Source organism: Vreelandella stevensii S18214, assembly GCF_000275725.1.
GTDB lineage: Bacteria > Pseudomonadota > Gammaproteobacteria > Pseudomonadales > Halomonadaceae > Vreelandella > Vreelandella stevensii.
Map to the genome: position 1 here is coordinate 94116 of NZ_AJTS01000040.1, position 12861 is coordinate 106976.

The 12861-nt window shown below is 60.5% G+C and carries 9 protein-coding genes; 5 read left to right on the forward strand and 4 right to left on the reverse strand.

Annotated elements, in window-relative coordinates:
- Nucleotides 1–172: 172 nt before the first annotated feature.
- On the reverse strand, nucleotides 173–2326 hold the full coding sequence (katG, locus tag HSS18214_RS0110795) for a catalase/peroxidase HPI (RefSeq protein ID WP_026001879.1): 2154 nt from the start codon (nucleotides 2324–2326) through the stop codon (nucleotides 173–175).
- Between the two features lie 361 nt (nucleotides 2327–2687).
- Between katG and HSS18214_RS0110800 the strand changes: the two genes are divergently transcribed.
- Genes HSS18214_RS0110800 through HSS18214_RS0110820 form a run of 5 tightly spaced genes read left to right on the forward strand, consistent with a single transcriptional unit; the run spans nucleotide 2688 to nucleotide 8500 of the window.
- Nucleotides 2688–3158: a GspH/FimT family pseudopilin gene (locus HSS18214_RS0110800; RefSeq protein WP_016915309.1), complete on the forward strand. Its 471-nt coding sequence runs from the start codon at nucleotides 2688–2690 to the stop codon at nucleotides 3156–3158.
- Entirely contained in the window at nucleotides 3151–3585 is a 435-nt protein-coding gene (gene pilV / locus HSS18214_RS0110805) for a type IV pilus modification protein PilV (RefSeq protein WP_237718610.1), read from the forward strand. Before HSS18214_RS0110800 ends, pilV begins: the two co-directional genes overlap by 8 nt.
- Nucleotide 3586: 1 nt before the next feature.
- Complete coding sequence (locus HSS18214_RS0110810) at nucleotides 3587–4621, forward strand: PilW family protein (RefSeq protein WP_016915311.1); 1035 nt, start codon at nucleotides 3587–3589, stop codon at nucleotides 4619–4621.
- A 1-nt stretch (nucleotide 4622) separates the two neighbouring features.
- Nucleotides 4623–5066: a pilus assembly PilX family protein gene (locus HSS18214_RS0110815; RefSeq protein WP_016915312.1), complete on the forward strand. Its 444-nt coding sequence runs from the start codon at nucleotides 4623–4625 to the stop codon at nucleotides 5064–5066.
- A gap of 50 nt (nucleotides 5067–5116) precedes the next feature.
- On the forward strand, nucleotides 5117–8500 hold the full coding sequence (locus HSS18214_RS0110820; RefSeq protein WP_237718611.1) for a pilus assembly protein: 3384 nt from the start codon (nucleotides 5117–5119) through the stop codon (nucleotides 8498–8500).
- A gap of 59 nt (nucleotides 8501–8559) precedes the next feature.
- On the opposite strand, the gene HSS18214_RS0110825 is transcribed toward HSS18214_RS0110820, so the two are convergent.
- The 3 genes from HSS18214_RS0110825 to HSS18214_RS0110835 all read right to left on the reverse strand — a co-directional run bounded on the left by HSS18214_RS0110825 (nucleotide 8560) and on the right by HSS18214_RS0110835 (nucleotide 12714).
- Nucleotides 8560–10005, reverse strand: coding sequence for an NAD(P)(+) transhydrogenase (Re/Si-specific) subunit beta (locus HSS18214_RS0110825; RefSeq protein ID WP_016915315.1), 1446 nt, complete (start codon nucleotides 10003–10005; stop codon nucleotides 8560–8562).
- A 16-nt stretch (nucleotides 10006–10021) separates the two neighbouring features.
- Complete coding sequence (locus HSS18214_RS0110830; protein WP_016915316.1) at nucleotides 10022–11593, reverse strand: Re/Si-specific NAD(P)(+) transhydrogenase subunit alpha; 1572 nt, start codon at nucleotides 11591–11593, stop codon at nucleotides 10022–10024.
- 197 nt (nucleotides 11594–11790) lie between these two features.
- Complete coding sequence (locus HSS18214_RS0110835) at nucleotides 11791–12714, reverse strand: LysR family transcriptional regulator (protein WP_016915317.1); 924 nt, start codon at nucleotides 12712–12714, stop codon at nucleotides 11791–11793.
- Between the last annotated feature and the right edge of the window lie 147 nt (nucleotides 12715–12861).

A 12861-nucleotide genomic window follows, 5' to 3' on the forward strand; every position in this document is an offset into this window, starting at 1 on the left:
TCTGTAAAGGATTTTTCGCAATTATCCGCTGTAGAGGATTTCTTGATATGCCTGTTGGCCGTAGCATGTTCAGAGCACCTCAGAAAGGACTTTGGCACGTAAAGACTCGAGGGCTGCAGATACAAAAACCCCGCATCTTGAGATGCGGGGTTTTTGCTGGCACTAATAGTGATTACGCGACGTCAAAGCGATCCGCATTCATCACCTTCGTCCAGGCGGCCACGAAATCCTTGACGAATTTCTCGGCGTTATCGTCCTGGGCATACACTTCGGCGTAGGAGCGCAGCAGCGAGTTGGAGCCAAACGCCAGATCCACCCGCGAGGCGGTCCATTTCACGGCACCGGTCTTGCGGTCGCGAATCTCGTAGGCGTTGCTGCCCACCGGCTTCCAGGTGTTGGCCATGTCGGTCAGGTTGACGAAGAAGTCGTTGGTCAACTGGCCTTCACGGTCCGTGAAGACGCCGTGCTTGGTGCCACCGTAGTTGGTGCCCAGCACACGCATGCCACCCAGCAGCACGGTCATTTCCGGGCCTGTCAGGCCCATCAGCTGCGCACGGTCGAGCAGCATCTCTTCCGGCTTCACGATGTACTCTTTCTTCTGCCAGTTGCGGAAGCCATCGGCCAGCGGCTCCAGCGGTGCGAAAGAGTCCGCATCGGTCAACTCATCCGTTGCGTCGCCACGGCCTTTCAGGAAGGGCACACGGATATCGTAGCCCGCTGCCTTGGCAGCTTGCTCGATACCGACGCTACCGGCCAGCACGATGATATCCGCCACGCTGGCACCGGTGTCGGCTGAAATCTGCTCGTAAACGCTGAGCACTTTGGCCAAACGCTCGGGCTCGTTACCCTGCCAATCCTTTTGCGGTGCCAGACGAATACGCGCGCCGTTGGCGCCACCGCGCATGTCGGAACCACGGTAAGTACGGGCACTGTCCCAAGCCGTCGCGACCATATCGCTGATGGACAAACCGCTGGCCGCAATCTTCTGCTTGACGACTTCTTCACAGTAGTCGGTGCTGCCTGCGGGCACCGGATCCTGCCAGATCAGGTCTTCCGCCGGTACTTCCGGGCCGATGTAGCGCGCTTTCGGGCCCAAGTCGCGGTGGGTCAGCTTGAACCAGGCCTTCGCGAAGGTCTGCTTGAAGTACTCCGGGTCCGCCATGAATTTTTCACAGATGGCGCGATACGTCGGATCCACCTTCATCGCCATGTCCGCATCGGTCATGATCGGGTTATGGCGAATGGAGGGGTCGGTGGCGTCGACCGGCTTGTCTTCTTCTTTGATATCGATCGGCTCCCACTGGTGGGCTCCGGCGGGGCTTTTTCTCAGCTCCCACTCGTAGCCGAACAGCAAGTCGAAGTAGCCCATGTCGAACTTGGTGGGGTTGGTCGTCCACGCCCCTTCGATGCCCGACGTGACCGCCTTGCTGGCTTTACCGTCCATGTGCGGGTTATTCCAGCCAAAGCCCTGGTTTTCGACATCGGACGCTTCTGGCTCGGCACCCAGGGCACCGGCATCGCCGTTACCATGACATTTACCGACGGTGTGACCACCCGCCGTCAGCGCGGCCGTTTCTTCGTCGTTCATCGCCATGCGAGCAAAGGTTTCGCGCACTTGCTGAGCGGTTTTCAGCGGGTCGGGCTGGCCATTCACGCCTTCCGGGTTCACATAGATAAGCCCCATCTGAACGGCCGCCAGCGGGTTTTCCATGGTTTCGGGCTTTTCGACATCGCCGTAGCGCTCGTCGGAGGGCGCCAGCCACTCTTTCTCGTTGCCCCAATAGATATCTTTTTCCGGCTCCCAGATGTCCGCACGGCCAAACGAGAAGCCGTAGGAGGGCAGACCCATGGACTCATAGGCCACGGTACCTGCCAGGATCATTAGGTCGGCCCAGCTGATCTTGTTGCCGTACTTTTTCTTGATCGGCCACAGCAGACGACGCGCCTTGTCCAGGCTGACGTTGTCCGGCCAGGAGTTGAGCGGCGCAAAGCGCTGGCTGCCAGTGCCACCGCCCCCACGGCCATCGGCGATGCGGTAGGTGCCTGCGGAGTGCCACGCCATACGAATCATCAAGCCGCCGTAGTGCCCCCAATCAGCGGGCCACCACTCCTGGCTATCGGTCATCAGCGCATGAACGTCTTTTTTCAGTGCGTCGAAGTCGAGCTTGCGCACTTCTTCACGGTAGTTGAAGTCTGCGCCCATCGGGTCCGATTTACGATCTTGCTGATGCAAGATATCCAGATTCAGACCTTCCGGCCACCAATCCTTATTGGCAGTACCAGTCGATGTGTTGCCGCCATGCATGACAGGACATTTACCGCTCATAGCTCTCTCCCTTATTGCTCTATGCCTTGGAATGACCAAGGGAACAAGTGCCGTGCATCCACGCTAAAGACGATGATTGCTGGCGTTTCGGATGCATTATTGATGTGTCACAGTTTTATAGCACCTTGCTAATAGCCACAATTTGCATTTTACGACCAGATCAATAGCTCTCAACTATTGAATGTTTTGGCCTGTGCGCCGATACCTGCTGTATGGCAACAGCGCCATCCAATCGACATCCGGGCGCAGGGTTCATTCCGCGCCTCCATTAACGCTATACTTTCATGGCATAAAATCAAATAACGATATGATGAACCCGGTCAGACGGTACTCGGCCTTTCGACTATCAGAGTAGCACTTCATGCTGACGACAAAACGTCTCTCCGCCGGTTTTACCCTATTGGAATTGCTGGTCGCGCTTGCCCTGTTTGCCACGCTGGCTACCATCGCCGTCCCCAGCTTTGCCAGAATCATTCAGGAGAACCGGGTCATCACGACGACCAACGATTACAAGATAGCGCTGAGCTTTGCGCGCAGCGAGGCCGTAAGACGTAATCAGGCAGTTCGCCTGCAGCCTGCCACCGGAGGGTGGAGCACTGGCTGGGAAGTGGTGGCCAACGGCGACATCCTGCGACGCTGGGAGCAGTCGTCTGCTGACCTTGCGATCGAAAACGCTCCCGAACGTTTTACCTTCAACAGCTTGGGACGGTTGGTGAGCGCGAACTTTACCTCACAGAGTGTCTCGCTCACGCTGGGTGATATTGGCCGCTGCGTACGCGTGGAGCCCAGCGGTATTTCCCGGGTACTAACCCAGCGGCAAGCCTGTGACTAATAAAAGCGAGTACGACCGGATGCCCAAGGCCCAAGGCGGTATTTCTTTGCTGGAGTCGTTGACTGCCCTGCTGGTGCTGTCGATCGGCCTGCTGGGCGTGCTGGGGCTACAAACCCAATCCCTGGTACATAACCGCGCCGCTTATTTCGAAACCCAGGCCACCAATATGGCACAGGACATGCTGGACAGGGTGCGTGCCAATCGCGAACAAGCCTCCTCTTACACGCTGGGGCTAGGCAACACTCCCGGGGGGAGTGGTCTTCCCGGCCGTGATCAAACACAGTGGGTCGAAGACCTGGCGACGGCGCTCCCCGGCGGCGAAGGCGGCATTGAAGTTGCCAATCGGCGCGTCAGCGTCACGGTACGCTGGGACGACACCTCCGCCCCCGATGACGTTCGGCAAATCCAACTGGTATCGGAGCTCTAGCGTGAGCCATGTTTCTCCTTCTCAAGCCCAGGCGGGTTTCACGCTGGTCGAGCTGTTGGTGGCCATGGTCATTGGCCTTCTGGTGATGGCGGGGGCGACTCAGCTGTTCATTTCGTCGCAGCAGAGCTTTCGCTTTCAGACAGCCCTGGCCGATATGCAAGACACGGGCCGATTTGCCCTGGATACGCTGTCACGCGAATTACGCCAAGCCGACTACAGCGGCGGCTGCGCCTTGCCACAGACCACCGTGCATGTACGCAATATTGCCGATACCAGCAGCGCCCCCCTGCCTTTACAGGCATGGGGGGATGTCTCCAGCGCCGATTTTTCCGCCAGTTTGAATAGCCCGCTGGCCAACCAGGACGTGCTGGCGTTTCGGGGAGGCCTCATCGCACGCACGGGTTTTGCCGATGAGTCACTGGAAATAGACAGCATCGACAGCGACCAACAGCTCACACTAAGTCGTGATGTCGGCGCCGTGTTCAATCAACGGTTGGTGCTGCTGCAGGGCCTGTTGAACTGCGATATTTTCTATAACACCTCCAGTAACGCTGGCGTACTGCAAAAAGCCAGCACGGCTGGCTGGCAAAGTAATGTGGCACCCAACACTAGCCCTTGGGGCGCCGCCAGCGGGTTGGGCTATCAGCCTGAGCAAACTATCTCGCTGAGTGCGTTGGGTAGCGCTATCTACTACCTGGGCCTCGACCAGAGTAATAATGGCATTCCGGCACTAATGCGGCTGGACCTCAGCCAAACCACACCGCGCAATGAAATCGTGGCCAGCCATGTGGTGGCCATGCGGACAGCGTTTCTGGTGGATGATGATTATCTCGCGGTGGACGACATCGACGATGCCCAGTGGCCTGCCGTGCGTGCAGTGCGCATTACGCTCATCGTACAAAGCGACCGGCCCAACCTGCGCAACGCCGACACCACGCTTGCCGTAGGCAACTTCCGGGGTGACAACGCCTTTACCGGTGGTGATGGGCGACTGTATCAGGCGTTCACCACCACCATTGCCTTGAGGAACCGCTGACATGTCAATGCGAGGCCACCCCCAGCAAGGCATGGCACTGGTATTGAGCCTGATTTTTCTGGCTATCGTGACGATTCTGAGCCTCTCTTCCATGCAAGGAGCCATGACACAGGACCGCATGGCCTCCAGCCAACGCGACCACAGCATTGCCTTTCAGGCAGCCGAAGCCGCCTTGCGGGAAGGTGAGACACGCTTGCAAAACGGCGCGGCCCCTTCGGGGGGCTGGTCAACGCATACCATGAACATGGCTCAGCTCAATCGCAACCCGCGCTACCGATCACAAAGAATCGGGCCCATCGGTTCGCGCTCCGATAATGAAGGCGGTGAGGTCCTCGATATTCTGTATCGCGTTGAAGCCCAAGGATTTGGCCGTGGTGAAGATACTCGCGTGATACTTGAGTCCTTGTTCGTTCGCCAGCAGTCGGTGGAGGTAGTGACCCCGTGAAGCACATCCGTTTTTTACCGTTAATTCTGGTTGCTACCTTTATGCTAAGTATGGCTAATGAACCAGCTTATGGATTTGCTCCTCCCCCACCCCCAGATTATGATCCAGACGAAGACCTGGATCTGGATGACCCGGAACCAGAACCAACGCCTGATCCGCCACCAGAGCCCGAGCCCCCCATTGGCGGAGGTGATGATGCCCCTATCGACGAAGATTTCGATATTCCCAGTGACCGTGTCGGTATTTCCCCAGCGCCTTTGAACGTCGTCAGTCGAGTGCCTCCCAATGTTCTGCTGATTCTGGACAACTCGGAAAGCGGCCAAGAGGGGTTGGATGGCCGAGTGGCCGTGGGTAACCAGCCTGGCGATCGTGAAAATCTGGCGGCCTGCCAGCCCAATACGTTCAATGCCTCCGAATGCCCCGCTGGCGCACGCTCACCGTTGAGCAAATCGAGCATCATGAAACGCGTAGGGCGCGACCTGATCGAGCGTTATCGTGGCGACCTGAACCTGGGGTTGATGGCGTATCAGCAAAACCCCGCCTCGCGTACGCGCGACGCAGCCTTTAGTGGCAGCACCGTCGTATGGCGACTCACCGAGCGCGGCCTGGCGACACGTTACTCCAGCAATGCCAACCCCAGCTGGTACGACCCGAACTTTGACGGGGCATGGAATGCCACGACCAAGCGCTATCGGGCAAGACTGCCTGGCACCAATATCTATGCGTTCTTCAACGTAGGCGTGCCTGGCTACATGTTCGAGGAAAATTTCTCAACCGGCCTACCGCGCAATGATGTGACCGAGTACTGGCGGCGTATCTCAAACCCGACGGCCACATCCGATCAACTGTCTGAGCGCTACCGTGGCTTGACCACGGGCAATTCGAACTCGCCCTCCATTAGTGACGGCGTTTCTTACAGCAACCCGGTGGGCTCGAATTTCACCCTCCCGCTGGTCGATAGCCTGCGTCAGCGGGGTATCCCTAATTGGGGAGCGCATACCGCTTCCATGCAGCTCAACCAGTGGGAGTGGCGGACGACCTCGTCTCCAGGGCTAGGCTACCTACACGTGCCCATTGGTGGGCTCAACAACGATGGCACGGTAAACGCAGCCCATTGGGAGGCGATCGAGACCAAGCTGGGCACTCAGCGCCACGAGTGGAACGGTAGCGGCAACCCCATGACCGACCCCAGCTGGCCACTGCTGGCAACGGGCTTGACCCCTATCGAAGGCACCATGTACACCGCGCGTGATTACTTCTTGAACAACAGTGGCAGCGGCAGCGCGTTTGGCACTAACCAGGGGCGCCGTACGGGCATCTCGATTCCCAACCTCAACAATCCTGACGCCCAGCAGTGTTTGATCAATGCCAATATCTGGCTGACCGATGGCTTACCCTCGGTGGACCGCTTTGGCAACTCGCTGGGCAACAACGTCAGTGGCGCATTGGCCAGCGCCGAAGCGGCCATCAAACGGCTTTATGACGACACGGGGGCACAGCTCTCGAACCCTGTGCGCACCTATGTCGTCGGCTTCAACCTGCCGCCGGACATCGCCAACCTGCCCAATGTCTCGGACGACCCGCTGGGCGACCTGGCCCGCGCTGGGGGCACCGAGCGTGCCTACTTTGCCAACGACGAAGCCTCGTTGAATCAGGTGATGCAGCAGGTGCTGGGCAATATCATCGCAGCCTCCCAGTCCAACACCTCAGCGGTGGTCAATAGCGATGAGTTCGGCGTGGAGGATGGCAACCTGCTTTATACGGCGGGGTTTAGAAGCGAAGACTGGTCAGGCCGCCTGGCCGCCTTTGCCATTCAATCAGATGGCAGCAGGAGCAGCCGCTGGAATGCCGAAACGCAGCTTGCCCAGCAGGCAGGTAACCGCCGTTTGTTGACGAGCCAGCGGCTGGAAAGCGGCAGCCGCGTGGGCGCCCTGCTCAACGCAGAGACCAGCGGCCTGACCAGCGCCGAGGTGCGCTGGCTGCAGGGCGAAAGCGTACAGGGGTTACGCACTCGGCAATCGCTGTTGGGCGATATCATCAACGCCAATCCGGTGCTTCTGCAAGGGGCTGGCAGTCGCCCGCCGCTGCTGATGGTGGCCGCCAACGATGGCATGCTGCATGGTTTTCATGCCAACACGGGGCAGGAGCTATTCGCGTATCTGCCGTCAGAGTTGACACAAGGGGAGGCGCCGCCCATCCGTTCCCTGACGCGCTCCGACTATAACCACCGCTACTTCATGGACGGCACACCCGCCGTTCGCGACGTCAACATTTCCGGTGGGCCTTCAGCCGTTGCCGTGGGCACCATGGGCGCGGGTGGTCGTACGGTGTTTGCGCTGGATGTAAGCAACCCCGCCAACATGGGAGCCAACAGCGTGCTCTGGGAGTTCCGCCATCCGGAATTGGGCACGGGGGTCAGCCAGCCTACCATCACTCAGCTCACCGACGGTACCTGGGCGGCTATCTTCGGCAATGGCTATAACAGCGTTGGCTATCAGGCCTCGCTATTTGTGGTCAACCTCACCACCGGGCGCCTCATTGCGCACCTCAAAACCAACACCGGTAGCGAAGCGGCCCCTAACGGTTTGGCAACGCCCACCGTCACGACCTGGCCCAGCTATGACGGTGCCCGCTTTGCTTACGCTGGCGACCTTGCAGGCAATATGTGGCGTTTCCCGCTCACGGAGGGCGGCAGCGTCAATCGTCTTTACCAGGGCAGCGCCAGCCAGCCGATTACCTCTGCCCCAGCGGTGACGCTGAGCAGCAGCTCCCCCGATACGCTGATGGTCATGTTCGGCACCGGCAGCTATTTCCGCTCGGGCGATATCGGCAACAATGCCACGCAGCAGTTTCTGGGCATTCAGGATCGTGTCGGCCGCACGACCCCCTACGGCACGTCAGATCTGGTGACCCAGCGCATTACCGGCAGTGCGTCGCGAGATGGCTTCAACTTGAGGGCGAGCACCAACCTTGCGCCTTCCAGTAGCCAGCGCGGCTGGCGCATCGAACTGCCCCCCGGCGAACGCGTGATTGCTGCCCCTTCGATCTCCAGCAGCCTGCCGCGCCGTGTACGCTTCTCGACACTGCTCCCTGATGAGTCCGACCCCTGCGGTGGCGGCCGGGAAGGCTTCTTCATGTCCTTGCTGGCCGATACCGGCGGCAGCGGCGGCACGACCACTTTCGACTTCAACGGCGACGGCCAGCCAGACAGCGACGCCACCATCAACGGTGATGCCATCACAGGCCTTCAGGCAGGTACCGGCGAGCGACTGGTCGGAGTCAACGATGGCCAGGTAGAGCGCCTGTTCGTGGGTAACCCCGACGATCCCAGCGCATCTCCCAATGGCGATGGCTCCATCACCATCGGCTTCAACGTCGACCATCTGGGCCGTCGCTCATGGCGACAGCTCACCGACGAAGAGACCGATGGCTAGCCAGCCCGCCAACAAATCGGGGAGCCCATGGGCTCCCCGAGTTCATCTTCCAGCGTTACTCATCCTTCGACCAGCGGTAGCAGGGCATTCACGCTATCCCGTGCATCGCCGTAGAACATTCGCGTGTTCTCCTTGAAGAACAGCGGGTTCTCGATGCCCGAGTAGCCGGTGCCCTGGCCACGCTTGCTGACGAACACCTGCTTGGCTTCCCACACCTTGAGTACCGGCATGCCCGCGATGGGGCTATTGGGGTCCTCTTCGGCGGCGGGGTTCACGATGTCGTTGGAGCCGATGACGATGACCACGTCGGTGGTGGCGAAGTCGTCGTTGATTTCGTCCATTTCCAGCACGATATCGTAGGGCACCTTGGCTTCCGCCAGCAGCACGTTCATGTGCCCCGGCAAACGCCCAGCCACCGGATGAATCGCAAAGCGCACGGTTTTACCCGCAGCGCGCAGCTTGCGTACCAGGTCGCTGACCGCCGCCTGCGCCTGCGCCACGGCCATACCATACCCGGGCACGATGATGACACTGTCGGCGTCGTTCAAGGCCGAGGCAACGCCGCTGGCATCGATGGCCACCTGCTCGCCTTCGATCTCGGCGGCAGGCCCCTGAGTGCCCCCAAAGCCCCCCAGAATCACGCTGATGAAGTTGCGGTTCATCGCCTTGCACATGATGTAGGAGAGAATAGCACCGGAGGAGCCCACCAAGGCCCCGGTCACGATCAACAGGTCATTGGAGAGGGTGAAGCCCACTGCCGCCGCCGCCCAGCCGGAGTAGCTGTTGAGCATCGACACCACCACGGGCATGTCCGCCCCGCCGATGCCCATGATCAGGTGGTAGCCAATGAAGAACGCCAGTGCCGCCAGCAGGAACAGTGTCCAGAAGCCCGCGCCATTGAGGTACAGGATCGCCAGCAAGAGCGACAGTGCCGCCGCTCCGGCATTGAGCCTATGTCCACCGGGCAGTTGGCGAGGTTTGCCATCCACCTTGCCAGCCAGTTTGCCAAAGGCCACCACGGAGCCGGTAAAGGTCACCGCGCCGATGAAGATGGCGAACACGACCTCGATCTGCAGAAAGGTCAGCTCGTCCGGGGCCTTGGTGGCCACCAGTGCAGCAAACGCAGAAAACTCCTGCATCACGCCATCGGCAGCCCGCGCGGCCATCACCCGGCGACGCTCCAGGTCGGCACTCCAGGCCACGAACACCGCTGCCAACCCGACAAAGCTGTGCAGCGCCGCGACCAGTTGAGGCATTTCGGTCATCTCGACCTTGCCCGCCACGTAAATCCCTATCCCGGCGCCGATCACCATCATCGGGATCAGCCACCCGTAGCCGCCAATACCGGGGCCGAAGGCGGTGAACAGCACCGCCACCGCCATCCCGACGATGCCGTACCACACGGCACGTTTGGCCTTTTCCTGGTTGCTCAGCCCACCCAGCGAAAGAATGAACAGCACGCTGGCCGCAATGGCCGCGGCAGATACGAACCCTTGTCCTAGCATATCGTTTCTCCGCCGCTCAGGATTTCTGGAACATGGCCAGCATCCGGCGTGTCACCTGGAAGCCACCCACGATATTGATAGACGCGATCAGTACCGAAATCGCCGCCAGCACGCTCACCACTCCGCTCCCCGACCCCATCTGCAGGATGGCCCCCAGGATGATGATCCCGGAAATGGCATTGGTCACCGCCATGAGCGGCGTATGCAGCGAGTGGCTCACGTTCCAGATCACCTGGAAGCCAATGAAGCAGGCCAGCACGAAGACGATGAAATGCTGCATGAACGACGCTGGCGCGACTTGCCCCAGCAGCAGCATCACGGCACCGCCTGCCGCCAACAGGCCGACCTGGCGTTTGGTCTGTGCCTTGAAGGCCGCCTGCTCGGTGGCCTTCTTCTCTTCCGGCGAGGGCTGCTTCTCTTTCTTCTTTGGCTTGGCCGCGCCAATGGCCTTGACCTTGGGCGGGGGTGGCGGAAAGGTGATTTCCCCCTGGTGGGTCACCGTGGCCCCACGAATCACGTCATCATCCATATTGTGGTGGAGCACGCCATCCTTCTCCGGCGTCAAGTCACTGAGCATATGGCGAATGTTGGTGGCATACAGCAGCGATGCCTGGGTGGCCATGCGTGAGGGAAAGTCGGTATAGCCAATCACCACCACGCCGTTATCGCTCACCACGCGCGCATCGGGCTGGGTGAGGTCGCAGTTGCCGCCCTTTTCGGCGGCCAGATCGACGATCACCGAGCCGGGTTTCATGGCCGCCACCATGTCGTCCAACCACAGTTTGGGCGCGGGTTTGCCGGGAATCAGCGCCGTAGTGATGACGATGTCTACCTCGGGCGCCTGCGCGCGGAAACATGCCAGCTGCTTTTCCCGAAACTCAGGGCTGGAGGGCGAGGCATAGCCACCGCTTTCCGCGCCGTCCTGGGCGTCTTCGAAATCGAGGAACAGAAACTCGGCGCCCATGGACTCGATCTGCTCGGAAACTTCCGGGCGCACATCGAAGGCACGCACCACAGCGCCCAGGCTGGTAGCGGTACCGATTGCCGCCAACCCCGCCACGCCCGCCCCGATCACCAGCACCTTGGCAGGGGGCACCTTGCCCGCAGCGGTCACCTGGCCAGTAAAGAAGCGGCCAAAATTGTTGCCCGCCTCGATCACCGCCCGATAACCCGCAATGTTGGCCATGGAAGAGAGCGCATCCATCTTCTGGGCCCGAGAAATACGCGGCACCATGTCCATGGCGATCACGGTGGCGCCCTGGGCTTTGCAGGTTTCCAGCAGCGCTGCGTGTTGGGCTGGCCAGAAGAACGCGATCAGCGTTTGGCCTTCGCGCAGCCACTGCGCCTCTTGCTCGGAGGGCTCACGTACCTTGACGACCACGTCGGCTTCTTGCCATAGCGCCTCGGCGCGTTCGACCACGGTGACGCCAGCCGCCCGGTACGCCTCATCACTGAACCCGGCCCCTGCCCCCGCACCCGCTTCTACCAGGCACTCATGGCCCAGCTTGTGGAGCTGCTGTGCGCTGTCCGGCGTCAGCGCGACCCGCGCCTCGCCTTTAGCACTCTCTTTTGGTGCGCCTATTTTCACACGCGTTCTCCCTGGTTAGCCCGCCCTGCGCACGCCTCTCCCCGTGTATTGCCAACCTCAGAAGCGGGTACGCCGTCGTGTCATGGCAACGCCATGGCGTTGCTCGTTAGCAGTTTAGGATCTAACGCCAGGCCCGCCAGTGGCCATTCAACCTTTGATGCAACCCGGTTGTAGAGCGACGACATCCTGGGGCACTGCTAGCGGGTGCTGCTGCTGGCAAAGGCCATCAGTTGATCGGTGAGCCACACGTTGGCAGGGGCATTGAGGTAAAGCTGATGCTGGATCAGCGTCATGGTGAGGGCGGGCAGCGCGGCGGGCGGCGTCACCATGCGTACCGGCAGCATGGCCACGAAGCGCTCGGCCATCTGGCGTGGCAGGGTCATGATGGCATCGGTGAGGGCAACCACGCGGGCAGCGGCAATGTAGTTCAAGTTCTTGGAGATGACACGGCGCGTCAACCCGTGCTGAGCCAGGCAGTTCTCGATGGGGCTGGGCAGCAAGCCGCTGATGTCGGCCAACTCGACGTGCGCCAGCTGAGCAAACGCCTCCAGCGCCAGCGCATCCCCCACGTGGGGGTTGTGCTGCGCCACCAGGCACACCAGCTCCTCATGCAGCCAGGGGGTTTGCACCACGCCACTGGGCAGCGACGATTGGCGATCCAGCCCCACCACCATATCCACCTGACGCTGCTCCAGTGCCTCGTTCAGCACGTCGGGGGTAATCAGCTCTATCGAAAAACTGAGACCGGGCGCACTGCGCAGCAGCTGGCTCAAAAACGCCGGGTACATGACCTCCTCGAAATAATCCGTGGTGGCCAGGGTGAAGCGCCGCGTACTGGTGGCGGCTGCAAAGGTCGCGGGGGGTGCCAGCCCCGCCTGCAGGGCGGCCAGGGATTGCTGCACGACCGGCAACAGTGCCAAGGCACGGGGGGTCGGCTGCAGCCCTTGCCCGGAACGCACCAGCAGCGGGTCATCCAGCGCTTCACGCAGGCGCTTGAGCGCATGACTCAGGGCGGGCTGGCTCAAATGGAGCTTTTCCGCCGCACGGGTGACATGGCGCTCGCGCATCAGCATCTCGAAGACGAGCAGCAAATTCAGGTCAAAATGGCGTAACGAACGCATGAGGGCTCACTATCCATAAGATGAATGATTTCATTCTAAACATTCATTTCATTCATCGCCAAAAATTCCTTATCGTCGCGCTTTCTCGCCTCGCGAACCCACGTTTCCCCCGCTGCACGCTGATAGGAGAACACATTAGGTGAACCC

Excerpts from the sequence above, each read along its gene's own strand:
- HSS18214_RS0110800 (WP_016915309.1), top strand. The coding sequence starts at position 2,688 with ATGCTGACGACAAAACGTCTCTCCGCCGGTTTTACCCTATTGGAATTG.
- katG (WP_026001879.1), bottom strand. The coding sequence starts at position 2,326 with ATGAGCGGTAAATGTCCTGTCATGCATGGCGGCAACACATCGACTGGT.
- HSS18214_RS0110815 (WP_016915312.1), top strand. The coding sequence starts at position 4,623 with ATGTCAATGCGAGGCCACCCCCAGCAAGGCATGGCACTGGTATTGAGC.
- HSS18214_RS0110820 (WP_237718611.1), top strand. The coding sequence starts at position 5,117 with ATGGCTAATGAACCAGCTTATGGATTTGCTCCTCCCCCACCCCCAGAT.
- HSS18214_RS0110825 (WP_016915315.1), bottom strand. The coding sequence starts at position 10,005 with ATGCTAGGACAAGGGTTCGTATCTGCCGCGGCCATTGCGGCCAGCGTG.
- HSS18214_RS0110835 (WP_016915317.1), bottom strand. The coding sequence starts at position 12,714 with ATGCGTTCGTTACGCCATTTTGACCTGAATTTGCTGCTCGTCTTCGAG.